This is a genomic window from Cellulomonas sp. (assembly GCF_017744555.1).
Taxonomy (GTDB): Bacteria; Actinomycetota; Actinomycetes; order Actinomycetales; family Cellulomonadaceae; genus Cellulomonas.
The window spans coordinates 129446-154733 of record NZ_JAGIBD010000007.1 but is presented as its reverse complement, the minus strand read 5'-3'; the positions used below and the strand labels follow the sequence as shown (position 1 = coordinate 154733).

The 25288-nt window shown below is 73.3% G+C and carries 25 protein-coding genes, 1 pseudogene and 1 riboswitch; of the genes and pseudogenes, 15 read left to right on the top strand and 11 right to left on the bottom strand.

Features of this window, described 5'->3' with window-relative positions:
- Positions 1-12 precede the first annotated feature (12 nt).
- Together J7523_RS06925 and J7523_RS06920 are read left to right on the top strand one after the other, a co-directional pair.
- Positions 13-1548: an aminopeptidase P family protein gene (locus J7523_RS06925; RefSeq protein ID WP_291884032.1), complete on the top strand. Its 1536-nt coding sequence runs from the start codon at positions 13-15 to the stop codon at positions 1546-1548.
- A 111-nt stretch (positions 1549-1659) separates the two neighbouring features.
- The gene (locus J7523_RS06920) at positions 1660-1851 is read left to right on the top strand and encodes a hypothetical protein (protein ID WP_291884030.1); all 192 of its coding nucleotides are present in this window, start codon (positions 1660-1662) and stop codon (positions 1849-1851) included.
- Between the two features lie 6 nt (positions 1852-1857).
- Here the strand turns inward: J7523_RS06920 and J7523_RS06915 are convergent, their stop codons facing one another.
- Both J7523_RS06915 and J7523_RS06910 read right to left on the bottom strand, forming a co-directional pair.
- On the bottom strand, positions 1858-2355 hold the full coding sequence (locus J7523_RS06915; RefSeq protein WP_291884028.1) for a hypothetical protein: 498 nt from the start codon (positions 2353-2355) through the stop codon (positions 1858-1860).
- An 80-nt stretch (positions 2356-2435) separates the two neighbouring features.
- Positions 2436-3176 carry a general stress protein gene (locus J7523_RS06910; protein ID WP_291884026.1) on the bottom strand — a complete coding sequence of 247 codons (741 nt, stop codon included), beginning with the start codon at positions 3174-3176 and terminating at the stop codon, positions 2436-2438.
- 119 nt (positions 3177-3295) lie between these two features.
- Between J7523_RS06910 and J7523_RS06905 the strand changes: the two genes are divergently transcribed.
- The 9 genes from J7523_RS06905 to J7523_RS06865 all read left to right on the top strand — a co-directional run bounded on the left by J7523_RS06905 (position 3296) and on the right by J7523_RS06865 (position 13052).
- Positions 3296-4594 carry a CBS domain-containing protein gene (locus tag J7523_RS06905; RefSeq protein ID WP_291884024.1) on the top strand — a complete coding sequence of 433 codons (1299 nt, stop codon included), beginning with the start codon at positions 3296-3298 and terminating at the stop codon, positions 4592-4594.
- Positions 4587-5105, top strand: a complete 519-nt coding sequence (locus J7523_RS06900; RefSeq protein WP_291884022.1) for a DUF1003 domain-containing protein — start codon at positions 4587-4589, stop codon at positions 5103-5105. The genes J7523_RS06905 and J7523_RS06900 overlap by 8 nt, the downstream gene beginning before the upstream one ends.
- 58 nt (positions 5106-5163) lie before the next feature.
- Positions 5164-6333 carry an Mrp/NBP35 family ATP-binding protein gene (locus J7523_RS06895; protein ID WP_291884019.1) on the top strand — a complete coding sequence of 390 codons (1170 nt, stop codon included), beginning with the start codon at positions 5164-5166 and terminating at the stop codon, positions 6331-6333.
- Positions 6334-6408: 75 nt separating this feature from the next.
- Positions 6409-7209 carry a DeoR/GlpR family DNA-binding transcription regulator gene (locus tag J7523_RS06890; protein WP_291884016.1) on the top strand — a complete coding sequence of 267 codons (801 nt, stop codon included), beginning with the start codon at positions 6409-6411 and terminating at the stop codon, positions 7207-7209.
- Between the two features lie 8 nt (positions 7210-7217).
- Positions 7218-8396, top strand: coding sequence for a galactose-1-phosphate uridylyltransferase (gene galT, locus J7523_RS06885; protein WP_291884014.1), 1179 nt, complete (start codon positions 7218-7220; stop codon positions 8394-8396).
- Positions 8393-9607: a galactokinase gene (gene galK, locus J7523_RS06880; protein ID WP_291884011.1), complete on the top strand. Its 1215-nt coding sequence runs from the start codon at positions 8393-8395 to the stop codon at positions 9605-9607. The genes galT and galK overlap by 4 nt, the downstream gene beginning before the upstream one ends.
- 246 nt (positions 9608-9853) lie before the next feature.
- Positions 9854-10891 (top strand): secretion protein HlyD, encoded by a 1038-nt coding sequence (locus J7523_RS06875; protein WP_291884008.1) that lies wholly within the window; start codon positions 9854-9856, stop codon positions 10889-10891.
- Complete coding sequence (locus J7523_RS06870; RefSeq protein WP_291884005.1) at positions 10888-11811, top strand: ABC transporter ATP-binding protein; 924 nt, start codon at positions 10888-10890, stop codon at positions 11809-11811. The genes J7523_RS06875 and J7523_RS06870 overlap by 4 nt, the downstream gene beginning before the upstream one ends.
- Positions 11808-13052: an ABC transporter permease gene (locus J7523_RS06865; RefSeq protein ID WP_291884003.1), complete on the top strand. Its 1245-nt coding sequence runs from the start codon at positions 11808-11810 to the stop codon at positions 13050-13052. Before J7523_RS06870 ends, J7523_RS06865 begins: the two co-directional genes overlap by 4 nt.
- A 62-nt stretch (positions 13053-13114) precedes the next feature.
- Here J7523_RS06865 and J7523_RS06860 read toward each other — a convergent pair whose 3' ends face one another.
- A complete protein-coding gene (locus J7523_RS06860) occupies positions 13115-13696 on the bottom strand; it encodes a winged helix-turn-helix domain-containing protein (protein WP_291884001.1) in 582 nt (193 codons plus the stop codon).
- A gap of 103 nt (positions 13697-13799) precedes the next feature.
- On the opposite strand from J7523_RS06860, the gene J7523_RS06855 reads away from it, so the two are divergent.
- Positions 13800-15182 (top strand): MFS transporter, encoded by a 1383-nt coding sequence (locus J7523_RS06855; RefSeq protein ID WP_291883999.1) that lies wholly within the window; start codon positions 13800-13802, stop codon positions 15180-15182.
- Positions 15183-15185: 3 nt separating this feature from the next.
- Here the strand turns inward: J7523_RS06855 and J7523_RS06850 are convergent, their stop codons facing one another.
- From J7523_RS06850 to J7523_RS06820, 7 genes are all read right to left on the bottom strand, one after another.
- A complete protein-coding gene (locus J7523_RS06850; RefSeq protein ID WP_291883995.1) occupies positions 15186-15998 on the bottom strand; it encodes an exodeoxyribonuclease III in 813 nt (270 codons plus the stop codon).
- Between the two features lie 74 nt (positions 15999-16072).
- Positions 16073-16558 carry a VOC family protein gene (locus J7523_RS06845; protein ID WP_291883992.1) on the bottom strand — a complete coding sequence of 162 codons (486 nt, stop codon included), beginning with the start codon at positions 16556-16558 and terminating at the stop codon, positions 16073-16075.
- Between the two features lie 121 nt (positions 16559-16679).
- Entirely contained in the window at positions 16680-17561 is an 882-nt protein-coding gene (locus J7523_RS06840; protein ID WP_291883989.1) for a bifunctional methylenetetrahydrofolate dehydrogenase/methenyltetrahydrofolate cyclohydrolase, read from the bottom strand.
- On the bottom strand, positions 17561-18850 hold the full coding sequence (gene glyA, locus J7523_RS06835; RefSeq protein ID WP_291883986.1) for a serine hydroxymethyltransferase: 1290 nt from the start codon (positions 18848-18850) through the stop codon (positions 17561-17563). The genes J7523_RS06840 and glyA overlap by 1 nt, the downstream gene beginning before the upstream one ends.
- An 88-nt stretch (positions 18851-18938) precedes the next feature.
- Positions 18939-19025: riboswitch (ZMP/ZTP riboswitch) on the bottom strand.
- Positions 19026-19082: 57 nt separating this feature from the next.
- Positions 19083-19328: a YbdD/YjiX family protein gene (locus J7523_RS06830; protein WP_291883983.1), complete on the bottom strand. Its 246-nt coding sequence runs from the start codon at positions 19326-19328 to the stop codon at positions 19083-19085.
- The gene (locus tag J7523_RS06825) at positions 19325-21577 is read right to left on the bottom strand and encodes a carbon starvation CstA family protein (RefSeq protein ID WP_291883981.1); all 2253 of its coding nucleotides are present in this window, start codon (positions 21575-21577) and stop codon (positions 19325-19327) included. The genes J7523_RS06830 and J7523_RS06825 overlap by 4 nt, the downstream gene beginning before the upstream one ends.
- 103 nt (positions 21578-21680) lie before the next feature.
- Positions 21681-22196, bottom strand: a complete 516-nt coding sequence (locus tag J7523_RS06820; RefSeq protein WP_291883978.1) for a MarR family transcriptional regulator — start codon at positions 22194-22196, stop codon at positions 21681-21683.
- 41 nt (positions 22197-22237) lie between these two features.
- Between J7523_RS06820 and J7523_RS06815 the strand changes: the two genes are divergently transcribed.
- Positions 22238-23167, top strand: a complete 930-nt coding sequence (locus tag J7523_RS06815) for a DMT family transporter (protein ID WP_291883975.1) — start codon at positions 22238-22240, stop codon at positions 23165-23167.
- Positions 23168-23268: 101 nt separating this feature from the next.
- Positions 23269-23817, top strand: a complete 549-nt coding sequence (locus tag J7523_RS06810; RefSeq protein WP_291883973.1) for a hypothetical protein — start codon at positions 23269-23271, stop codon at positions 23815-23817.
- 80 nt (positions 23818-23897) lie between these two features.
- Here J7523_RS06810 and J7523_RS06805 read toward each other — a convergent pair whose 3' ends face one another.
- Positions 23898-24395 carry a GNAT family N-acetyltransferase gene (locus J7523_RS06805; RefSeq protein WP_291883970.1) on the bottom strand — a complete coding sequence of 166 codons (498 nt, stop codon included), beginning with the start codon at positions 24393-24395 and terminating at the stop codon, positions 23898-23900.
- Here J7523_RS06805 and purU point away from each other — a divergent pair.
- Positions 24394-25288, top strand: a pseudogene (purU, locus tag J7523_RS06800) (formyltetrahydrofolate deformylase); the annotation flags it as partial. The gene J7523_RS06805 and the pseudogene purU sit on opposite strands and share 2 nt — an antisense overlap.

Below are 25288 nucleotides of genomic sequence, written 5' to 3'. Positions count from 1 at the left end.
GAGACTGGCCCGATGACCTCGGACACGACGCCTGACACCCCGGAGACCCCGACCAGCGAGCAGCCGCTCGCGGACCGAGGGAGCAACCGGTCCCAGCGACCGGGGTCGGCGGAGTTCCTGCGCTTCGTCACGTCGGGCTGGGCGGAGCGTCCCGCGTCGACCGCGACCCGCAGCCCCGCCGCGGACCACACGGCGGCCCGGCGATCGGCGCTGTCGGCGAAGTTCCCGGGCGAGCGGCTCGTCGTGCCGGCCGGCGCGTTCAAGGTCCGCTCCAACGACACGGACTACCGGTTCCGGCCGCACTCCGCGTTCGCGCACCTCACGGGCCTGGGCATGGAGCAGGAGCCCGACGCGGTACTCGTGCTGCACCCGGTCGAGGACGGCACGGGCGACGACGGCAGCGCGCACCACGCGGTGCTGTACCTGCGGCCGCTCGCGGGCCGGGACACCGAGGAGTTCTTCTCCGACTCGCGGTACGGCGAGTTCTGGGTCGGCGCCCGTCCGACGCTCGAGGACATGGAGACGACGACGGGCATCCGCACGGCGCACCTCGACGACCTGCGGGACGCGCTCGCGAAGGACGTGGGCGCGGACGGCGTGCAGCTCCTCGTCGTGCCGGACGTGGACGAGGCCGTCGAGGCCGTCATCGAGGAGATCCGCGCGGCGGAGGCGTCGGGTGAGCGCGACACCGCGCTGGCCGAGTCGCTCTCGGAGCTGCGGCTGGTCAAGGACGCGTACGAGGTCGAGCAGATGCGCCTCGCGGTCGACACGACGATCGAGGGCTTCGAGAAGATCGTGCGGGCGCTGCCGGCCGCGCAGGCGCACGCGCGCGGCGAGCGGGTCATCGAGGGCACGTTCATCGGGCACGCCCGCCAGGAGGGCAACGCGGTCGGCTACGAGACGATCGCGGCGGCGGGAGAGCACGCGACGACGCTGCACTGGATCGACAATGACGGCCCCGTCCGGTCGGGCGAGCTCGTGCTCGTCGACGCGGGCGTCGAGATCGACAGCCTGTACACCGCCGACGTCACGCGCACGCTCCCCGTCGACGGCACGTTCACCGAGGTGCAGCGCCGGGTCTACCAGGCCGTGCTCGACGCCGCCGACGCAGCCTTCGCCGTCGCGAAGCCCGGCACGAAGTTCCGCGACGTGCACGCCGCCGCGATGGAGGTCATCGCCGCGCGACTCGACGAGTGGGGCCTGCTGCCGGTGAGCGCCGAGCAGTCGCTGCTGCCCGAGAACCAGCACCACCGCCGCTGGATGGTGCACGGCACGAGCCACCACCTCGGCCTCGACGTGCACGACTGCGCGCAGGCCCGGGCCGAGCTGTACCTCGACGGGATCCTCGAGCCGGGCATGGTGTTCACGATCGAGCCGGGCCTGTACTTCAAGTCCGACGACCTGCTGGTCCCCGAGGAGTACCGGGGCATCGGGGTGCGGATCGAGGACGACGTGCTCGTCACGGCCGACGGCAACGAGAACCTGTCCGCCGCGCTGCCGCGCGACCCCGACGCCGTCGAGGCGTGGATGGCCCGCCTCCTGGCCTGACCCCGCCGCCGGACGATCGGCCCGCGGCCTCTGTCGAGGTCGCGGGCCGTCGTGCGTCATCCCCCGTCGGAGCACCTCGCCCCGACCCACGGCCTCTCGGGGGATCTCATGATGGACGGATCGCACCTGCTGGCGGTGCTCGCCGGGCAGACGACCGCGGCACTCGCCGCGAGCGCACGGCCGGACGCACCTGTCGTCGAACCTGCCGAGCCGCGCGACCCGCGCGTGCACGGGCACCGCTGGTGGAGAACGGTGTGGCGCGTGCGCCGGGCCCGGGGCGTGGAGCCCTCCCCCGTGTCGTGAGGGCGGTCAGCCGCAGTCGGGCGCGGGCTGGTCGATGCGGCTCACGGTGGCGTCGGTCGGGTAGATGCGCGTGATCGACAGGACGGCCGCGTCGGTCGCGCTCGGGTTGGCGACGTAGTGCGTGCCGACCTCGGTGAACGACGTGCCCGCGGTGAACGTCTGCGTGGTGCAGTGCCCGTGCTTGCCGGGCGTGGTGCGCTCGACCGTGCCGGACTTCACGACCACGACGACGATCCCCGGGTGCGAGTGCCAGCCGGAGAACTCGAGCGGCTCGTACGTGAGGTCGAACGTCGCCACCGTGGTCGGCTGCTTGACCGTGAGCTCGACGCCGTCCTGCTCGACGCGTAGCGGGTGCCGGCCCGCGCTGCCGTCGAGCGGCCCGCTGACGAGGTCGCTCGCCTCGGGCGGGTCGGTGGAGGGCGGTGTGGCGGCGGCGGACGACACGTAGACGACCCCGAGGAGCCCGGCAGCGAGCACGGCGACGACCTGCTTCTTGGCGTTCATGGGACACCCGTTGTCGATCGCGTGGAGCGCGGAGTGGGGCCGACGCCGGTGCGGCCGGTGCGGTCCTGACGACCGGGTCGTCAGCCGGGCGGCGGCCCGGGTGGCGTGCCCGGTCCGGATGGCGTGCCCGGTCCGGATGGCGTGCCTGGTCCGGATGGCGTGCCCGGTCCGGACGGTCCGCCCGGTCCGGACGGCGGCCCGGGAGGGGCGACCGGCGGCACGGTCGGCGAGCCCGTCGGCGGCCCGGAGGGCGCGGACGGCGGCGGGTACGTCACGGCGGCGTCCGACGGCGGTCCGCCCGGGATGACGGCGGCGGGCGGCCGGACGACGCCGGACTGCACCCCGCCGACCTCCCGCAGGAGCTCCCGCGCCTTGTGCGCCTGCTCGGTGCGGCACAGCACCGCGTACGACGACGCGACGATCTGGCTCGACGACGTGAAGTCCCGCCGCCCGCGCGTGAACGAGTACGGCACGACGGAGAACAGGAGGCCGAACGCGCCGCCGATGAGGATCGCGGGCAGGAACGGGCTGCGCGAGCCGGGGGCCGTGAACAGCGAGAGCAGCAGCCCGACGAACAGGCCGAACCACGCCCCGGACACGAACCCGCCCATCGCGACGCGGGGGTAGGACAGTCGCCCGGTGACCCGCTCGACCATCTTGAGGTCGGTGCCGACGATCGTCACGAGCTGCACGGGGAACGCCGAGTCGGCGAGGTGGTCGACGGCGCGCTGCGCCTCGAGGTACGTCGCGTAGGCCGCGATGGTCTCGCCCTGCGGCGGGGTCGGGGTGCGCGGAGGCCTCGGCTGGCCCGAGAACGACATGCGGCGATCCTCCCCCGAAGCGCGCCCCGGCGCCAGGGCAGGACCGTGATCGCGCAGGTCAGCGACGGTGTGCGCGTGGTGCCAGGGCCGAGGTGGGGCTGTTGGTTAGGCTGACCGGCGTGAGCAGCGTCGGGACCCGGGTGTTCGTCGCGCGCCTCGCCGGGACCATCGTCTTCGACCCGCTCGGTGACCAGGTCGGGCGGGTGCGCGACGTCGTCGTGCTGGTCCGACCCAAGGGTCCGCCGCGGGCGGTCGGCCTGGTGGTCGAGGTCGCCGGACGGCGCCGGGTGTTCCTGCCGTTGACGCGCGTGACCTCCATCGACGCGGGGCAGGTCATCTCCACGGGCCTGGTGAACATGCGCCGGTTCGAGCAGCGCGCGTTCGAGACGGTCGTGGTCGGCGAGCTGCTCGACCGGACGGTCGACTTCGTGGACGGCTCGGGGCAGGCGTCCATCGAGGACGTCGCGATCGAGCTGCAGCGCAACGGCGACTGGGTCGTCACCAAGCTGTTCGTCCGGCGGCACCGGCCCGGCAAGTCCGGTCTGCTGCGGCGGCGCGGCGAGACGGTGCTGGTCTCGGTCGACGAGGTGACGGGCCTGGCCCGCCGGTCCGCCGAGCAGGGCGCAGAGCTGCTGCTCGCGCAGTACGAGGACCTCAAGCCCGCCGACCTGGCCGACGTGCTGCACGACCTGGGTCGCGCGCGCCGGCTGCAGGTCGCGACCGCCCTCGACAACGAGCGCCTCGCCGACGTGCTCGAGGAGCTGCCCGAGGACGACCAGGTGGCGATCCTCCAGGGCCTGGAGCTGACCCGCGCGGCCGACGTGCTCGAGGCGATGCAGCCCGACGACGCCGCCGACCTGCTCGGCGAGCTGCCGGACGCGCAGCAGGCCGAGCTGCTCGGCCTCATGGAGCCCGACGAGGCCGAGGACGTGCGACGCCTGCTGGCCTACGAGGACAACACCGCGGGCGGCCTGATGACCACCGAGCCGGTGATCCTGGGCCCGGAGACGTCGATCGCGTCAGCGCTCGCGCACGTGCGCCGACAGGACCTGACGCCCGCGCTCGCGTCGATGGTGTTCGTCGCCCGCCCGCCGCTGGAGACGCCGACGGGCCGCTTCATCGGCGTCGTGCACCTGCAGCGCCTGCTGCGCGAGCCGCCGCACGACGCGATCGGCTCGATCGTCGACACGGACATCGAGGCGGCCCCCGCCGAGGCCCCGCTGCTCGCGGTGACCCGGCAGCTCGCCACCTACAACCTGCTCGCCATGCCCGTGGTCGACGCCGAGAAGCGCCTGCTCGGCGCGGTGTCCGTCGACGACGTCCTCGACCACCTGCTTCCCGAGGACTGGCGCGAGACGGACGACGACGAGAACCCGACGCCCGCGGCCGGGCCGACCGCGGGGGGCCGTCGTGGCTGACCGGCTCGACCAGCCGCGCGAGACGCGGCGGTCCCTGCTGCCGCGCGCGCAGTTCGACGAGGACACGTCGGGCAAGATCGCGGAGAGCATCGCGCGCTTCCTCGGCACGCCGCTGTTCATCATCTGGCTCACGGTGTTCTGCATCGTGTGGCTCGCGTGGAACGCGAACTGGGGGCCGGACCGCCCGCGGTTCGACGACCCGTCGAACGGCTTCACCGTCCTCACGCTGATGCTGTCGCTGCAGGCGTCGTACGCCGCCCCGCTGATCCTGCTGGCGCAGAACCGGCAGACCGACCGCGACCGCGTGCAGGCCGAGCAGGACCGGCAGCGCTCCGAGCGGAACCTCGCGGACACCGAGTTCCTGGCCCGCGAGATGGCGGCGCTGCGCATCGCGCTGTCCGAGGTCGCGACGCGTGACTTCGTCCGCTCGGAGCTGCGCAACCTGCTCGAGGACCTCGCGGAGGAGCGCGAGGCGGAGGGGCGGCCCGACCAGGGGTCCGACCGCACCTGACGCCGCAAGGGCCTTTCGGCGACCGAGCGGCGCGCGGGACCGACCTACGATGGGCGCCATGTCGTCGAACGCCGCCCACCCGACCTCCGGCGCCGAAGGGACCGACGGCCTCACGGCGGCGGTCCACGAGGCGCTCGCGACCGTGCTGGACCCGGAGATCCGCCGGCCGATCACCGAGCTCGGCATGGTCCGTTCGGTCGACGTCGACGGCAGCCGGGTACGGGTCGGCATCGATCTCACGACGCCGGGCTGCCCGCTCAAGGAGACGCTGACGCGCGACGTCACCGCCGCCGCGGTCGCGGTCGACGGAGTCACGGACGTGGTCGTGGACCTCGGCGTGATGAGCGCCGACCAGCGGGCCGCGCTGCGCACGCTGCTGCGCGGCACGGACGCCGAGCCCGTCATCCCGTTCGCCCAGCCGACGTCGCTGACGAAGGTGTTCGCGATCGCGTCGGGCAAGGGCGGTGTCGGCAAGTCGTCCGTGACGGCGAACCTCGCGGTCGCGATGGCTGCCGACGGGCTGCGGGTCGGCGTCGTCGACGCGGACATCTACGGCTTCTCGATCCCGCGGATGCTGGGGGTGACGCGGCAGCCGACGAAGGTCGACGACATGCTGCTGCCGCCGGTGGCGCACGACGTGAAGGTCGTGTCGATCGGGATGTTCGTGCCGCCCGGGCAGCCGGTGGTCTGGCGCGGGCCGATGCTGCACCGTGCGCTGCAGCAGTTCCTCGCGGACGTGTTCTGGGGCGACCTCGACGTGCTGCTGCTCGACCTGCCACCGGGCACGGGCGACATCGCGATCTCGGTCGCGCAGCTGCTGCCGGGGTCCGAGATCGTGGTGGTGACGACGCCGCAGGTCGCGGCCGCGGAGGTCGCCGAGCGGGCCGGGTCGGTCGCGGTGCAGACGCGCCAGCACGTGGTCGGGGTCGTCGAGAACATGTCGTGGCTGCCGCAGCCCGACGGGTCACGGCTCGAGCTGTTCGGCTCGGGCGGCGGGCAACGCGTCGCGGAGAACCTGTCGCAGCTCACGGGCGGCGACGTGCCGCTGCTGGGCCAGGTGCCGCTCGACGTGCGGCTGCGCGAGGCGGGCGACGGCGGCACGCCCGTCGTGCTCGCGGAGCCGGACTCCCCCGCGGCGCAGGCGCTGCGGTCGGTCGCGACGTCGCTCGCGGCTCGTCGTCGGGGCCTCGCGGGCCGCTCGCTCGGACTGACGCCCGCGGGGCGCTGAGCGGCTGACCTGCCGCGTCGCGGCGTCCGCGCGCGCCGTGTTGGTTTATGTTCGATCCGGTGCGATGATGTCCGGGTGTTGGCCACGCAACGCCAGGAGCAGATCCTCGCCGCCGTGCGCCTGCACGGCGCCGCCCGCGTCGCCGACCTCGTCGAGAGCCTCGACGTCTCGGACATGACGATCCGGCGGGACATCGCCGAGCTCGCGCGCGCCGGCCTGGTCCGCCGCGTGCACGGCGGGGCGGTCGCGCCGGACGCCGCGGGCCGCCCGACCGACGAACCCGGGTTCGACGCGAAGCGCGAGTGGTCCGGGCCCGAGAAGCAGGCGATCGCCCGGGCCGCCGCCGCGACCGTCGAACCGGGCCAGGCGATCGCGCTGTCCGCCGGGACCACCACGTACCTGCTCGCCGAGCTCCTCGCGGCGGACGTCGGCCTGCGCCCGCTCACGGTCGTGACGAACGGCCTGCGCGTCGCCGACGTGCTGCACCACGCGCCGTCGTCCGCCGGCCTCGAGGTCATCCTCACGGGCGGCGTGCGGACGCCGTCGGACGCGCTCGTCGGCCCGGTCGCCGACGCGACCCTCGCGCACCTGCGCGTCGACCGGGCCTACCTGGGCGTGCACGGCCTCGACGCCGACGGGCTCACGACCCCGAACCTCGCCGAGGCCGCCACCGACCGTGCCCTCATGGCGAGCGCCGCGGCCACGACTGTGCTCGCCGACCACACCAAGTGGGGCGTCGTCGGGCTCGCCCGCATCGCCCCGCTCGACGAGGTCGACACCCTGCTCACCGACGACGGCCTGCCCGACGAGGTACGTCGACGCCTCTGCGACCTGCCCACCCACCTCACGCTCGCCCCCCTCGGAGCCGCACAGTGACACCTGCAGTGACCGCCGACGTGCGCAAGACCACGACCCACCTCGCGGACGGCCGCGAGCTCATCTACTTCGACGACACCGAGCCGTACGTGTCGGGCGCGCAGACGCGGCGGCTCGACGACCCCCGCCCGCTCCCGGACCGGTTCGCGCCCGTGCCCGACGAGCACGGCGTGCCGCAGCCCGTCACCGGCCCCGAGCTGCGTCGCGACCCGCTGACCGGCGAGTGGATCGCCATCGCGGCGCACCGCATGAACCGCACGTTCCTGCCGCCCGCCGACGCGAACCCCCTGGCCCCCGCGCGGCCCGGCGCCACGTACCAGGACGGCGAGATCCCGGCCGAGGACTACGACGTGGTGGTGTTCGAGAACCGCTTCCCGTCGCTGCTCGCCGTGCCGGGCGCGACCGACGCAGAGCGCCACCGCGACGACGAGCCGCTGTGGACCGTCCGCCCCGCCGCCGGTCGCTGCGAGGTCGTCTGCTTCTCCGCCGACCCCACGCAGTCGCTGCGCACCGTCGGCCCGCGCCGCATGCGCACGATCATCGAGGCGTGGGCGGACCGCACCGCCGCCCTGGGCGCGCTGCCCGGGATCGAGGAGGTGTTCGTCTTCGAGAACCGCGGCAAGGAGATCGGCGTCACGCTGCACCACCCGCACGGGCAGATCTACGCGTTCCCGTACCTCACGCCGCGGACGACGCGGATGCTCGAGCAGGCCCGTGCGCACCACGCCGCGACCGGCCGCCTGCTGGGCCGCGACGTGCTCGACGCCGAGCTCGAGCACGGCGAGCGCGTCGTGCTCGAGTCGGAGCACTGGGTCGCGTACGTGCCGTTCGCCGCGCGCTGGCCCGTCGAGGTGCACCTGGCCCCGCGCCGCGACGTGCCGGACCTCCCGGCACTGACGGACGACGAGCGCGCCGACCTCGCGACCACGTACCTGACCCTGCTGGACCGGCTCGACCGGTTCTTCGAGGACGACGGTACGAGCATCCCGCTGCCCTACATCTCCGGGTGGCACCAGGCCCCGGTCGGCGAGGGCCGCGACGTCTCCCGCCTGCACCTCGAGGTCATCTCGGTGCTGCGCGCCCCGCACAAGCTCAAGTACCTCGCGGGCGTCGAGTCCGGCGCCGGCGCCTGGATCAGCGACACGACGCCCGAGAAGATCGCGGCCCGGCTGAAGGAGCTCGCGTGACCGCGATCGACCGGCTCGCCCCCTGGACCGTCGACGAGGGCTCCGCGCGCGCCCGCACGCTGTTCGTCGACCGGTTCGGCACCGACCCCGACGGCGTGTGGTCCGCGCCCGGCCGCGTGAACCTCATCGGCGAGCACACCGACTACAACGACGGCCTCTGCCTGCCGATCGCGCTGCCCCACCGCACGTACGCCGCGGTGCGCGTGCGCGACGACTCGCGGATCAGACTCGTGTCCGCGCAGGAGGCGGGCGACCCGCGCGAGGTGGACCTCGCCGGCGTCGGCCCGGGGACGGTCGACGGCTGGCCCGCCTACGTCGCGGGTGTCGCGTGGGCGCTGCGGCAGGGTGGTCACCGGGTGGGCGGCTTCGACGTCGCGATCGACTCGTGCGTGCCGTACGGCGCGGGCCTGTCGTCGTCGGCGGCGCTCGAGTCGTCCGTCGCGATCGCGCTCGACGCCCTGCACGACCTGGGCCTCGGCGCGGACGACGCGGGCCGCGCGACGCTCACGGCGCTGTGCGTCCGCGCCGAGAACGAGATCGCGGGCGCGCCCACGGGCGGCATGGACCAGGCGGCGTCGCTGCGGTCGCAGGCCGGTCACGCGCTGCTGCTCGACTGCCGCGACGGGGCCGTGCGGCACGTGCCGTTCGACCTCGCCGCCGAGGGGCTCGCGCTGCTGGTCGTCGACACGCGCGCCGAGCACGCCCTGGTGGACGGCCAGTACGCGGCTCGGCGCGCGTCGTGCGAGGCGGCCGCGGCCCGGCTCGGGCTGCCGTCGTTGCGGGCCCTCGCGGACGACGAGCGGGGCTGGGGCTGGGCGGTCGACGCGCTCGCCGGCTCCCCCGACGCCGACGTCGAGGTGCCGCGGGTCCGGCATGTCGTCACCGAGATCGGACGCGTCCGCGACCTCGTCGCGCTGCTCGACGGCGCGCGTGTGCGCGAGGTCGGGCCGCTGCTCGACGCGTCGCACGAGTCGTTGCGCGTCGACTACACGGTGTCGTGCCGCGAGCTGGACCTGGCGGTCGCGACGGCCCGCCAGGCCGGGGCGCTCGGTGCGCGGATGACGGGCGGCGGGTTCGGCGGGTCCGCGATCGCACTCGTCGAGCACACGGACGTGCAGCGCGTGCGGGCGGCGGTCGCGGACGCGTTCGCGGCGGCCGGGCTTCGAGCGCCGGCGTTCCTGGTGGCGACGGCGGAGGCTTCGGCGTCCTGACGCCCTCTTCGCGGTGACGGCGGGCGGCGCTCACGGGCGCCCGCGCGCCGTGCGGCGGACCCTGCCGCGTCGACGAGATGCTCGCGGGCCAAACCGACACATCTACAGCGCATCGCGCAGTAGTGTCGTCCACGCGGTAACCCCACGCATCCTCCCCCGGGTGGATCCGCAGGTCACCGCGCCGCCGCTAGCGTGCGGCTGCACCACCCGTCCGCGCCCGCCGCACGACGCGAGGAGTTCCGCCCCATGGGGGTCACCCGCAGGTACATCTTCCCGACGCTCCGGATACTCATCTGGGCCGTCATCGCCGCCACGCTCGTCAAGATCGCCTTCAACGGCGCGTCCGTCGAGACCGAAGACACGTCGCTGCACCCGACCGGGCAGCTCGTCGAGCCGACGGTCCAGGTCGCGACCGGCACCGTGACCAACGCCGTCACCGTGCAGGCGAGCGTCGTCGCGGACCCGGCGGTCGTGGTCCGCGCGACGCTCGCGGGCACCGTCTCGAAGCTGCTCGCCAAGGACGGCGACGTCGTGGCCGTCGACACCCCGATCCTCCAGATCCGCCAGGAGACCCCACAGGACCCCGTCGTGACGACGAACGCCGAGACGGGCGAGCAGACGACGACCGAGCGCGCGCCCAAGGTGACGATCGAGACCGTGAAGGCCAAGGTCGCCGGCACACTGAGCCTGCCGACGCTCAAGGACCAGGTCGTGGCCGTCGGCGACCAGATCGGCACCATCGCGCCGGGCACGCTGTCCGTCAGTGGCACGCTCACGCCCGACCAGCAGTACCGGCTCATCGGCGCGCCGTCGCAGGCCACGGTCACGCTCAACGGCGGACCCGCGCCGTTCGACTGCACGGGCGTCAAGATCGGCGCGGCCGCCACGACGTCGCAGCAGCCCGACCCGAACGCCGACCCGGGCGCGCAGACCCCGGCGTCCGGGACGGTCAGCTGCGCGGTCCCCGCCGGCGTCACCGCGTTCGCGGGCCTCGGCGCCACGCTCGCGATCACCAACGGCACCGCGGCGGACGCCGTCGTCGTGCCCGTCACGTCGGTGCAGGGCACCGTGCAGAAGGGCAACGTCTGGGTCGTCGGACCCGACGGGACCAACGAGAAGCGCGAGGTCGGGCTCGGGCTCACCGACGGCGAGAACGTGCAGATCACGTCTGGCCTCGCAGCGGGCGACGAGATCCTGCAGTTCATCCCCGTGCCCGGTGGTGCGGGCGGCGACCCGTGCGACCCGAGCTCGAAGACCTACGACCCGAGCATGTGCGCCGGATGAGCCTCCTCGAGCTCACCGACGTCACCCGGTCGGTCCGGCTGCCCGACGACCGGATGCTGCACATCCTGCAGGGCGTCACGCTCACGGTCGGCGCGGGCGAGCACGTCGCGGTCGTCGGCCGGTCGGGCACCGGCAAGTCGACGCTGCTCAACATCCTCGGGCTGCTCGACGCGCCGACCTCGGGCGAGTACCTGCTCGAGGGCGTGCCGATCGCGCGCCTGTCGAACCGCGCGCGCACCCGCCGTCGCGGCCGCGACTTCGGGTTCGTCTTCCAGCAGTTCAACCTGCTGCCCGGACGCACGGCGCTCGAGAACGTCACCGCTCCCCTGCTCTACGCCCGCGGACGGCAGTTCTGGTCGCGCACGCGACTCGCCGCGGAGATGCTCACCCGCGTCGGGCTCGGCGACCGGCTCGACACCATGCCCGAGAAGCTGTCCGGCGGCGAGCAGCAGCGCGTCGCGATCGCCCGCGCGCTCGTCCGCGGCCCGCGCGTGATCCTCGCCGACGAGCCGACGGGTGCGCTCGACGTCGAGACCGGCGGCGAGGTCATGGACCTGCTCGACGAGATCGCGTCGCAGACCGGCGCCGCGCTCGTGACCATCACGCACGACCTCGCCGTCGCGGCGCGCGCCGAACGGCAGTACCGGCTCACCGACGGCGTTCTCGTCCCTATCCGCCTCGACCGCGACAGCGACTGGGTCGGCGACGTGCCGACGCTCGTCGCGGACCGCTCGGCCGTCGCAGAGCGGCGCCTGCTGCCGACGGGCGTCGACCTGGGCCCCGACCGGCGCGGCGACCTCGGCGCCGGCCAGGGCTCCGACCTCGGCGCCGAGCTGGGCTCCGACCTGGTCTCCGACCTGGGCGGCGACCTTCGCGCCGAGCTGGGCTTCGGGCGCGACGAGGACGGGGCCCGCGCATGACCGGCGTCGTCGGCGCGCTCGTCGAGGCGTGGGACGAGCTGCGCATCCACAAGCTGCGGGTGCTGCTCGCGCTCATCGGCGTCGCGTGCGCGGTCGCCGCAATCACCGGGGTCACGGCGGCGGTGTCGATGCTCAAGCAGGCGTTCCAGGAGGACGCCGACCGGAGCATGGGCCGGCAGATCACGCTCACGGTGCAGGTGTACCCCCAGGGCCCGGACGCGACGATGACGACCGACGTGGATGCCGTGTTCGCGCAGGTGCTCGACCGGTACTCCATCGAGTACTCGAGCCGCCAGGAGTGGAACCAGGTGCTCGCGCGGTTCCCGGACGGCACCCGCCAGCTCCAGGTGACGGTCGTGGACCCGGACTACGCGGTGATCAACCGGACCGTCCCGTCCCAGGGCCGCTGGTTCACCGACGCCGACGCCGAGGCATTCGCCCCGACCCTCGTGGTCAACGAGTCGTTCCTCACCGCGTTCGGGCTGACCGACCTGTCCAGCCATCCGACCGTGCAGCTCGGCGGCGAGGCGCCGGTCCGCGCGACCGTCGTCGGTGTGATGAGGAACGACTGGCCCGAGGCCGAGCCGATGGCGTACGTCCTGTACGACCAGCTGCACCGGTGGATCGGGTCCGACGGCAACGCGGGACCGCCCGGACAGGCCACCACCGGGCAGGCCGCGGCGAACATGATGCAGTCGTACCCGATGATGCAGGTCTGGGTCCCGACGGGGTCGGCCACCGAGCTCGCCGACGCGATCGAGCACGACGTCTCCTCGTCGGTCCCCGGCTGGGGCGTCGACGTGTCACCCAACGGCGACGGGCGTGACCCGATCGGGCGGGCGACGAAGTGGGTCGGCATCGGCGTCGGTGGGTTCGCCCTGCTCCTCGGCGGGCTCGGCCTGGTGAACATCGCGCTCGTCACCGTGCGGTACCGGATCCGCGAGATCGGCATCCGGCGGTCGTTCGGCGCGACGTCCGGGCGGGTGTTCTTCGGGGTCATGCTCGAGTCGGTCGTCGCGACCGTCGTCGCCGGGCTCGTCGGGGTCGTGATCGCGGTCGCGATCATCAAGAACATCCCGATCGAGCGGGTGTTCGGCAGCCAGATCGCGGACATGCCGCCGTTCCCGGTGTCGGCCGCCCTCGTCGGTATGGCGTGCGCGACGGCCGTCGGCGCGCTGGCGGGGATCATCCCCGCGACCGTCGCCGTGCGGGTCAAGGTCATCGACGCCATCCGGTACTGAGCGCCGCTCACCCGGGGCCCGGGCCGACCTCCCCCGGGGAGCGCCGGCCTGGGCCTCCGCCGTCAGCCGGCGCTCTCGTCCGACCCGTCCTGCTCCGCCGCCTCCCGCGGACGCAGCGAGCCGCGCGTCACGTCCTCGTGCAGCACGTAGAACAGCGAGTACGGCCGGCCGTCCGGGTCGATCGGACGGGCCGCGAACTCCTCGAGCAGGGCGTTCACGCGGTCGGTGAGCTCCGCGTGACCGGCCTCGTCGAGCCGGAGGCCGAGCCGGGCGGACTGGACGGCGTCGAGGTCCGGCACGAGGGCGAGCTCCTCGAGGAACGCGTCCACGAGCACGCGCGTCTGGCCCGACCCGCCCGGTGTGCGCCAGGACTTGCGGGTCGCCCGGTACGGGACCTCCCGTGATCCGCGAGCGCCGCGCCGGACGGGCTCGGCGACGAGGAACCCGCGGTCGACGAGCGTACGGACGTGGTGCAGGACGGTCGCGGGGTTCTTGTCGAGCCGGGCCGCGATCTCTCGGTTGGTGAGCGCCTCGTCGAGGCAGAGCCGCAGGATGCGGATGCGCAGGGTCGACGCGAGGGCGCGGGCGTCCGCGTCGCGGTCGGCGGCGGTCGACGTCGCCGGCTCGGGGTTCGACCTTGGCACGGACGCGGGCTCGGACGTTCGCCGGGGCTCGGGCTGGACCGCTGTCATGCGCCCATCCTCTCACTGATTGACTTATCCCAATCACTTCGTCCATCCTGGCTCCGTGAGCACCACGACGCCCCCCGCCACGACCCACCGGTCGCTGATCCACCACGCCGACTTCCGCCGACTGTGGACCGGCGACGCGTTCGGCCAGCTCGGTGCGCAGCTCACCGGCCTCGCGCTCCCCGTCTACGCGGTGCAGCACCTCGCCGCGACCGAGTGGCAGATGGGTGCCCTCACCGCCGCCGAGACCGCAGCGTTCCTCGTCATCGGCCTGCCGGCGGGCGCGTGGGTCGACCGGATGCGCAAGCGCAAGGTGCTCATCGTGTCCGACCTCGTGCGGGCCGTCGTGCTCGCGGTCGTCGTCGCGGCCGCGGTCACGGGCAACGCGTCGATGTGGCTGCTCATCGGCGCCGGCCTGGTGGTCAGCGCCGCGAGCGTGTTCTTCGACGTCGCGCACCAGAGCTACGTGCCCGGCCTCGTCGGGCTCGACCACATCGTCGAAGGCAACTCCAAGCTGCAGGCCACGCAGTCGGTCGCGCAGATCGCGGCTCCGGCCCTCGGCGGCGTGCTGCTGCGCGTCGTGACGGCACCCGCGCTCATCGGCATCAACGTCGTCACGTACCTGGTCTCCGCGTTCGCGGTGGGACGCATCACGCACGAGGAGACGCCACCGGCCCCCGAGACCCGGCGCCCGCTCAAGACCGAGATCGCCGAGGGCCTCTCCTTCGTCGTCCGCCAGCCGCTGCTGCGCCGGATCGTCGCGTGCACGTCGCTGTCCAACCTGTTCAACTCGATCGCCGGCGCCGTCACCGCGATCTACGTGCTCCGCACGCTCGACCTCGGCACGGCCGCGTGGGGCACCGTCCTGTCGGCCTCCGCGATCGGCGGGCTCGTGGGCGCCGTCGTCGCCGACCGGCTGGCACGCTGGGTCGGCGAGGGCCGGATCATCCCGCTGTCCGCCCTGCTCTGCTTCCCGACGTACGCGCTCATCCCGCTGTCGGCGTCGACGTCGATCGACCCGCAGGTGCTGCTCATCGCCAGCGGCGTGACGTTCTACTTCGCGGTGGTCGTCTACAACGTCGCCCAGGTGAGCTTCCGGCAGCGGCTGTGCCCACCCGCGCTGCTCGGGCGCATGAACGCGTCCGTGCGGTTCATCGTCTGGGGCACCATGCCCATCGGCGGCCTGCTGGGCGGCTGGCTCGGCACGCGCGCCGGCGTGGTCCCGACGCTGTGGGTCGGCGCGATCGGCATGCTGGTCGCCGCGCTGCCGGTGCTCCTGTCGCCGATGCTCCGCATGCGCGAGCTGCCCGTCCCGTCCCACGACGAGCCCGCAGACGCGGTCGACGACGCCGAGGACGACGCGCTCCTCGACGCCACCCCGAGTCCGCACACCGCCCCGGGCGGCCCCGCGGGCACCACGGGCGAACCGCCGGTCGGCTGACCGTCAGAGGTCGTAGACGACCACCACGGGCGCATGGTCCGAGAACCGCGCCGCGTACGTCTCGGCCCGGTCGACGGTCGCGCTGACCGCGGCGTCGGCGAGGTCCGGCGTGGCGAGCTGGTAGTCGATCCGCCACCCCGCGTCGTTGTCGAACGCCTGCCCCCGCCAGGACCACCACGTGAAGGGCCCGGGTCCGTCGCCACCGAGCTCGCGGCCCAGGTCGTGCCACCCCAGGTCGTCGATCCAGCGGTCCAGGTACGCGCGCTCGCGCGGCAGGAAGCCGGCGGACTTGAGGTTGCCCTTCCAGTTCTTGATGTCGACCTCGCGGTGCGCGATGTTCACGTCGCCCGCGACGACGGCGTAGCCGCCCTGCTCGGCGATGTCGGCGAGCCGCGACGTGACGTGGTCGAGGAACGCGTACTTCTCGTCCATCGAGGGCGTCCCGACCGTGCCGGAGTGCAGGTACGTCGACACGACCGTGAGTGTGCGCGCCGGGGCACCGTCGTGCCCGGGGAGCGCGAGGTCCGCCTCGACCCACCGGCCCGAGTCGCCCGTCACGCCTGTGCGCAGGCCGATGCGGATCGCGTCCATCGGCAGCCGCGACGCGATCGCCACACCTGCCCGGCCCTTCGTCTCGCTCGCCTCGTGCGCGAGGTGCCACTCGTCGCTCGACAGGTGGTCCGCGAGGATCTCGTCGGTCGCCCGGACCTCCTGCAGCAGCAGCACATCGGGCCGACGGGCTTCCAGCCACTCCCCCATGCCGCGCTTGAAGGCGGCCCGGATCCCGTTGACGTTGACGCTCGCGATGGTCAGCACCGGACCATCCAACACGACCTCACCGACACCCCCGCCGCACCTCGCGTGAGGTGCCGGTCACGCGACGGGCAGGCTCAGGCGGTGCCCTCGAACGCGGCCTCGATCGCCGCGATGTCGAGCTTGGTCATCGTCAGCACGGCGGCCATCGCCCGCGCCCGGGCAGCCGGGTCGGCGTCGTCCCCGAGCATGTCGTTGAACCCCGCGGGCACGACCTGCCACGAGACGCCGAACCGGTCCTTGAGCCAGCCGCACTGGCTGTGCTCGCCGCCGCCGGCGACGAGCGCGTCCCAGTAGTGGTCGATCTCGGCCTGGTCGCCGCAGTCGAGGACGAACGAGAACGCCTCGTCGAGCTGGAACGCGGGACCGGCGTTGAGCAGCGTGACCTGGTGGTCGTCGAGCAGCAGGTCGACCACGAACACGGCCCCCTCGGGGACGTCGGGCACACCCGGCGGCGCCTTGACGACCGACGTGATGGACGAGTTCGGGATGAGGGACACGTAGAACTCGGCGGCCTGCTCGGCCTGGTCGGCGAACCAGAGGTGCGTGTGGATCCTGCCCATGACGATCCCTCCCGAGACGCGGCGCTGCGGTCAGGGTCCAGGCTGCCACCGGGAGCCGACATCGGCCGGACGACGAGACGGCCGCCCCGGGGAGGTCCCCGGAGCGGCCGTCAGCACGAGCTCAGGCGGACAGGCGCTCCGCCGTGTCGACCACGTTGCTCAGCAGCATCGCGCGCGTCATCGGCCCGACGCCGCCCGGGTTGGGCGAGACCCACGCCGCGACCTCGCGCACACCCGGGTCGACATCCCCGACGACCCGGCTCTTGCCGGTCTCGGGGTCGGTCGCGCGGGACACACCCACGTCGACCACCGCGGCACCCGGCTTGACCATGTCGGCCGTGATGATGCCGGGCACGCCCGCGGCCGCGATGACCACGTCGGCGTTGCGGGTGTGCTCCGCGAGGTCGACGGTCCCGGTGTGCGTGAGCGTGACGGTCGCGTTGAGCTCACGGCGCGTCAGCAGCAGCCCGATCGACCGCCCGACGGTGACTCCGCGCCCGACGACCACGACGTCTGCGCCGCGCAGGTCGACGTCGTGCCGCAGCAGCAGGTCGACGATTCCGCGCGGCGTGCACGGCAGCGGCGACGTGACGGGCTCGTTGACCCGCAGCACCAGGCGCCCGAGGTTCGTCGGGTGCAGCCCGTCGGCGTCCTTGTCGGGGTCGATCAGCTCGAGCACGCGGTTGGTGTCGATGCCCTTCGGCAACGGCAGCTGCACGATGAACCCGGTGCAGGCCGGGTCGTCGTTCAGCCGGCGCACCGCGGCCTCGATGTCCTCCTGCGTCGCGGTCTCCGGCAGGTCTTCGCGGATGGAGGCGATGCCGACCTCGGCGCAGTCCTTGTGCTTGCCCGCCACGTACCAGCGCGAGCCGGGGTCGTCGCCGACGAGCAGCGTACCGAGCCCGGGGACGATGCCACGGGCCGCGAGCGCGGCGACCCGCTCGGTGAGCTCGCCCTTGATCCGGGCCGCGGTCGCGGTCCCGTCGAGGATCTGTGCCGTCATCAGTACTGCTTCAGGTCGCCGTACAGCGGGAAGGCCTCGGTGAGCTTGGCCACCCGGGCCTTGAGCGCCTCGACGTCGGTCGCGGCACCGTTGACCAGTGCGTTCGCGATGATGTCGGCGACCTCGGTGAACTCGGCGTCGCCGAAGCCGCGGGTCGCGAGCGCGGGCGTGCCGATCCGCAGGCCGGACGTGACGCGCGGGGGGCGCGGGTCGAACGGGACGGCGTTGCGGTTCACGGTGATGCCGGCGGCGTGCAGGAGGTCCTCGGCCTGCTGGCCGTCGAGGTCCGAGTGGCGCAGGTCGACGAGTACGAGGTGCACGTCGGTGCCGCCGGTGAGCACGGAGACGCCGGCCGCGGCCACGTCGGGCGCGTTGAGGCGGTCCGCGATGAGGCGGGCGCCGTCGAGCGTGCGCTGCTGGCGGGCCTTGAAGTCCTCCGTGCCGGCGACCTTGAACGCGACGGCCTTCGCGGCCACGACGTGCATGAGCGGGCCGCCCTGCTGGCCCGGGAACACGGCGGAGTCGATCTTCTTGGCGTACTCCTCCTTGCTCAGGATGAAGCCCGAGCGGGGGCCGCCGATGGTCTTGTGCACGGTCGACGACACGACGTCGGAGTGCGGCACGGGCGACGGGTGCAGGCCCGCGGCGACGAGGCCCGCGAAGTGCGCCATGTCGACCCAGAGCTTCGCGCCGACCTCGTCGGCGATGGACCGGAACGCCTCGAAGTCGAGGTGCCGCGGGTAGGCGGACCAGCCGCCGATGATGACGTCGGGGCGGTGCTCGAGCGCCGCCTTGCGGACGGCCTCGGGCTCGACGAGGAACGTCTGCGGGTCGACGCCGTACGACGCGACGTCGTAGAGCTTGCCGGAGAAGTTGATCCGCATGCCGTGCGTGAGGTGGCCGCCGTGCGCGAGCTCGAGACCGAGGATCTTGTCGCCCGCGTTGATGAGGGCGTGCAGCACGGCGGCGTTCGCCGTCGCGCCCGAGTGCGGCTGGACGTTCGCGTGCTCGGCGCCGAACAGGGCCTTGGCGCGGTCGATCGCGATGTTCTCGGCGATGTCGACCTGCTCGCAGCCGCCGTAGTAGCGGCGGCCCGGGTAGCCCTCTGCGTACTTGTTGGTGAGCACGGAGCCCTGCGCCTGCAGGACGGCCTTCGGCACGAAGTTCTCGGACGCGATCATCTCGAGCGTGCCCTGCTGGCGCGCGAGCTCGCCGTCGAGGACGGCGGCGATCTCCGGGTCGAGCTCGGAGATGTTCTGGTCGAGGATCGGGGTGTTGTCGGCGCTCATGGACACTCCTCAGGCATCAGCGGACGGCTTGTCGAAGCTCGTGGTCGCACCCGGCACACGGACGGGCACGCACACCAGCGGTGTGGTGACCGTGGGCCCAGGCGTCCGACCCGAAGTCTGCTGCTGCGTCGCTCCCCGGTGGTTCCCCACCTCTGCGCCAGTCGCGACCGGGACAGGCTACCAAGCCGGAGCCGGTTCCGGTCCCGCGATTCCGCGGCCCGGGCGGCCGGCGTCAGCAGCAGCGCGCCGACGGGTGGGCGTCCTGCTCCGCGTGCCGGGCGCGCCAGTACTCCTTCTCGGTCACCGGGACGGCGCCGGGGTGCGTGCGCGCGAGGTGCGCGACGTAGCGCGCGTAGTCGCGGTCCCCGAGCAGCGTCGTGGTGTACCAGCGGACGGCCGCGCCGGCGCGCACGATCCCGCGGACGACACCTCGTCCGCGAGCGTCCGTCCGGCGCCCGACGGCGGTCGCGTCGCTCATCTCGCCGCCACGCTCCCGACCCGGTCGGCGGCGCGCGCGTCCCACTGCGCCTGGACCTCACGCTCGGCGGGCGTCGGGATCATGCCCTTCGGCGCGAACAGGCGCGACGGCACCTCGGGGTCCTCGGTGGTCGGCAGGCCACCGGCCCGCACGGACCGCACGACGACCACGACGGCGGCGAGGACGACCACCAGCACGAGGCCGGCGAACACGATCGACAGCGTCCCCTGGATCGCGGTGTTCCGGATGACGGCGTCCATCTCGGCGGGCGTCTTCGCGACGCCGAACGACTGCTCGCCGGCGGCACGCGCGTCCTGGAACGCGCGATGCTGCGCCCAGTACCCGATGCGCGGCTCGGCGCTGAAGACCTTCTGGTACGACGCGGTCATCGTGACGGCGAGGTCCCACACGAGCGGCAGCGCGGGGATCCACACCCACCGGTAGAGCCGTTTCTTCACGACGACGACGGTGACGACGGTGAGCGCGACGGCGGCGAGCAGCTGGTTCGCGATGCCGAACAGCGGGAACAGCGTGTTGATGCCGCCGAGCGGGTCGGTGACCCCCATGAGCACGATCGCGCCCCACAGGGCGACGACGACGAGCGCGCACAGCCACGCGCCGACGCGCCACGACGGGTCCCGGAACCTGCGGCCCGGGCCAGGGAGGTTGCCGAGGCTGTCGGACAGCATGAACCGCGCGACGCGCGTGCCGGCGTCGACCGTCGTGAGGATGAACAGCGCCTCGAACATGATCGCGAAGTGGTACCAGAACGCCGCGAGCCCGGAACCGCCGACGACGCTGCTGAGCACCTGCGACATGCCGAGTGCGAGCGTCGGCGCACCGCCGGTCCGCGAGACGACGGACTCCTCCCCGACCGCCGTCGCCGCCTGCTGGATCTCCCCGGGCGTGATCGGCGTGCCGCCCAGGCCGAGCCCGTTGACGTACGCGGCGGCCGTCTCGGCCGTCCCACCGGTCGCCCCCGCCGGCGCGTTGATCGCGAAGTAGAGGTGCTGGTCGATGACCACCGCGGTGACCAGCGCCATCACGGCGACGAACGACTCCATCATCATGCCGCCGTAGCCGATCAGCTTGGCCTGGCTCTCCTTCTCGAGCATCTTCGGCGTGGTGCCCGACGCGATGAGCGAGTGGAACCCGGACAGGGCGCCGCACGCGATCGTGATGAACAGGAACGGGAACAGCGCGCCGGCGAACACCGGCCCGTCGCCGCGCAGCGCGAACTGCGACACCGCGGGCGCCTGCACCTCGGGACGCGCGACGAGGATGCCGACGGCCAGCAGCACGATCGTGCCGACCTTCATGAACGTCGACAGGTAGTCGCGCGGCGCGAGCAGCAGCCAGACGGGCAGCACCGAGGCGGCGAACCCGTACGCCGCGAGCCACCAGGCGAGCGCGACGGGGCTGAGCGTGAACCAGTCCTGCCCCCACGACGTCTCGGCGACCCACCCGCCCGCGACGATCGCGAGCAGCAGCAGCCCCACGCCGATGAGCGTGACCTCCGAGACCCGTCCGGGCCGCAGCACCCGCAGGTACACGCCCATGAACAGCGCGATCGGGATCGTCATCGCGAGCGAGAACACGCCCCACGGGCTCTGGGCGAGCGCGTTGACGACCACGAGGGCGAGCACCGCGATGAGGATGATCATGATGACGAACACGGCGACCAGCGCCGCGACTCCACCGACCCGGCCGAGCTCGTCGCGCGCCATCTGCCCGACGCTGCGCCCGTGCCGCCGCACGGACAGCGCGAGCACGAGGTAGTCCTGCACGGCACCGCCGAGCACGCAGCCGACGATGATCCAGACGGTCCCGGGCAGGTAGCCCATCTGGGCCGCGAGCACGGGGCCGACGAGCGGGCCGGCGCCGGCGATGGCCGCGAAGTGGTGGCCGTACAGGACCCGCCGGTCGGTCGGCATGAAGTCCTTGGCGTTGTCGAGCTGCTCGGCGGGCGTCGCGCGGTCGTCGCGCGGCCGCACGATGCGGGACTCCACGAGCCGGGCGTAGAAGCGGTACGCGATGACGTACGTGCAGACGGCCGCGAACACGAACCAGACCGCGTTGACGTGCTCGCCGCGCACGAGCGCGAGGACCGACCATGCGACGGCGCCCAGCACCGCGACGACGACCAGCCCGACCCGACGGGCGGGCGGCGCCGGGCCGCGTTCCACGACGCCGACCGGAGGGAGCTCCGGGTCGGTCCGGACGAGCTCGACCTGCGACTGCGCGACCATGCTGCCCCCTGCGGCGTCGTCGACGAATCGCAGGTCACGCTACGCGGGGCCGGTCCGGCCGCAACCGGGCCGCCCTCCTGCGGCCGAGGTGCCCGCAACGCGTTCAGTCGCGCGCCGCGGGCTCCTCGAACACGGCGAGCCACCGCTTGAGCAGGCGCTCGAGCTGCGCGACATCGTCGGCGTCGAGCGCGTCCAGGAGCCGGCGCTCGTTGACCATGTGGTCGGTGAAGGCGGCGTCGATCACGTCCTTGCCGTGCGGGGTGAGCGCGACCACGCGGCCGCGCCCGTCGACGTCGCTGGGCCTGCGCGTGACGAGCCCGGCGCGCTCGAGCCGGTCGACTCGCTTGGTCATCGCCCCGGACGTGACGAGCGTGTTGGCGGCGAGGTCGGTCGGCGTGCGCTCGTAGGGCGCGCCGGCCCGACGGAGGGTCGCGAGGACGTCGAAGTCACCCTCCCCGAGCCCGTGCTGCTGGTAGATCGCGGTGAGCTCCGCGGTGACGTGCCCCGCGACGCGGTGCAGACGCCCGATGACGCCCTGGGGACGGACGTCGAGGTCAGGGCGCTCCGTACGCCACGCGCGCTGGATGAGGTCGAGCCGGTCGGGACGGTCGTCGGTCACAGGGGTCGACGATACCTTCCGTGGAAGCTAGATTGTCTTCCATGGAAGACACTTCGGCCCGCTGGTCGCTCGTCACCGCCGTCGCCCCGATCACCTGGGGCACGACCTACTGGGTGACCCGGCACGCGCTCCCTGCGGACGCCGCCCTCTGGGGTGCGGTGCTGCGCGCGCTGCCCGCCGGGCTCGTCCTGCTCCTCGTCGCGCGGCGTCTGCCCCGTGGCGCGTGGTGGTGGCGGTCGCTCGTGCTCGGCACGCTGACGATGGGCGCGTTCTTCGCGCTCGTGTACGTCGCCGCGCAGCTCCTGCCGACGAGCGTCGCGTCGACCGTCATGGCGACCTCGCCCGTCGTGATGATGCTGGTCGCGTGGGCCCTGCTCGCGCAGCGACCCCGCCCGCTCGCCGCCGTCGGCGCCGGGCTCGGCGTGGTCGGCGTCGCCGCGACCGTGCTCACCGGAGGCGGCACGATCGACGGGCTCGGGCTGCTCGCGTCGGTCAGCGCGATGGTCATGGCGAGCGTCGGGTTCGTGCTCGCGGCGCGCTGGAGCGACGGCGTCGACGTCGTGTCGTCGACCGCGTGGCAGCTCGTCGCGGGCGGGCTCGTGCTCGTGCCCGTCGCGCTGGTCGTCGAGGGCGGCCCGCCGCCCCTCGACGGGCGCGCGCTGCTCGGCTTCGCGTACGTCTCGCTCGTCGCGACCGCCGTCGCCTACCTCGCCTGGTTCACCGGCCTGCGCCACCTGCCCGCGGGCACGGTCGGGCTCGTCGGGCTGCTCAACCCCGTCACCGGCGTGCTGCTCGGTGTCGCCGTCGCGGGCGAGCACCTGTCCGCGCTGCAGGTCGCGGGCGTGCTCGTCGTGCTCGCCGGCGTGCTCCTCGGCCAGCCGACCGTCGATCGCGCCGTCGCCCGCCGCCGCACACGCCGGGGACCCTCCGCTGTCCTCGTGGACGTCGGGCGGTCGGGCCGCAGGTCGTGACCACGTGGGGAAATCTTCGCAGGTCAGCAGAGCACAGCGGGTAGCGTCCTGGTGCCACTGTCCGGCTGTCCAGCACGGACCCACGTCCCGAGGAGATCGTCATGACCCACCCCGACCAGGTGCCGAGCGGCCCCCCGTCCGCCCCGCCCGTCGCCCCTCCCGTCGCGCCCGCGTACCCCGTCCAGCAGGAGGTCGGCCCGGCCGTCGAGCGCCCCGCGTCGCTGACCCGCGCCGTCCAGCTGATGTACGTCGGTGCCGCGCTGAGCCTCGTCGGCATCGTGATCGGCTGGGCCACGCAGGACACGATCCGCGACGGGATCGCCAAGTCGGGCACCGACCTCTCGGCGGACGCGCTCGACACCGCCGTCATGATCTCGCTCGTGCTGGGCACGGTCGTCGGCCTGATCGGCGTCGGCCTGTGGCTCTGGATGGCCGCGGCGAACAAGGGCGGCCGGTCGTGGGCCCGCGTCGTCGCGACGGTGTTCGGCGGCCTGAACGTCGTCTTCACGCTCTACGGCTTCACGACCGGCGTCACCCCCGCGACCCTCGTCAGCCTGGTGTCGGTCGTGCTCGCGGTGGTCATCCTGGTGCTGCTGTGGCGTCCCTCGTCCTCGGAGTACTACCGCGCGCGCTCCGCGGGCCGCGCCTGACGCACGACACGCCGGGCGGGGTGACCGGCACCCGCCCGGCGTGTCGTATCCGGGTCGTCAGCGTCGGGTCGACGACGACGTCAGGCGTCCGCCCGGTCGTCGTCGCCGAGCATCTTGCGCAGGTACGAGTAGGTGAGGTCGCCGGCGGTCCGGTCGTGCTCGAACTCGTAGCCGTGCTTCTCGTAGAGCGCCAGGTTCTGCAGCGAGTCGCGCCCGGTGAACACCCAGACCTCCTCGATGCCGTCCGGCAGGTACGGCAGGATCGCCATGAGCAGGCGCGTGCCGACACCCCGCCCCTGCAGGTCGGGGGCCACGGCGAACCGTCCGAGCGTGGCCTTGGTGCCCTCGATGAGGACGCGGATCGAGCCGATCATCCGGTGCCCGCTCCAGGCCCCCAGCGTGATGACGCCCTCGGCGTCGAGGTCGGCGCGGAGCTCGTCGAGCGTCTGCGTCAGGGGCGGGATGTTCGGGTCGCCGTACTGCTGCGCCTCCGTGACGAACGCCGCGCGGCGCAGGGTGAGCAGCTCGCCCGCCTCGTCGTGGGTGACACTGCGGATGGTGAGGTCGTCCTGCGTCATGCGGCCCATCGTGTCAGCCGTGCGCGCGGGCGCACTACTCTCGGTGCTCGTGTCTCAGAGTGCAGATGTGCCGACCCACTGGGTGCTGACGTTGTCCTGCCCGGACCGCCCGGGGATCGTCCGGGCCGTCGCGGGGCTGCTCGCGGACCACGGCGGGAACATCACCGAGTCGCAGCAGTTCGGCGACCCGCTGTCGGGACTGTTCTTCATGCGGGTGCAGGTCACGGCGTACGCGCCGCGCGACGTGCTCGAGGCGGCGATGACGCAGGTCGCGCGCGACTTCGCGATGACCTGGACCCTCGACGAGCACGGCCGGCCCATGCGGACGCTCGTGATGGGCTCGACCGCGGCGCACTGCCTCAACGACCTCGCGTTCCGCCAGCGGTCGGAGAACCTGCCCGTCGACCTCGTCGCGGTCGTCTCGAACCACACGTCGCTCGCGCCGCTCGCCGACTTCTACGGCATCCCGTTCCACCACGTGCCGGTGACGAGCGCGACGAAGGCGCAGGCCGAGGCCCGGCTCCTCGAGCTCGTCGACGAGCTCGACGTCGAGCTCGTGGTGCTCGCGCGCTACATGCAGATCCTGTCCGACGACCTGTGCCGCGCCCTGGCCGGCCGGGTCATCAACATCCACCACTCGTTCCTGCCGTCGTTCAAGGGCGCGCGCCCGTACGCGCAGGCGCACGACCGGGGCGTCAAGCTCATCGGCGCGACCGCGCACTACGTGACGGGGGACCTCGACGAGGGGCCGATCATCGAGCAGGACGTCGAGAGGGTCGACCACACCCGGGGAGTCGAGGACCTCGTGGCGCTCGGTCAGGACGTGGAACGGCGCGCGCTCGCCCGGGCCGTGCGGTGGCACGCCGAGCACCGGGTGCTGCTCGACGGGCACC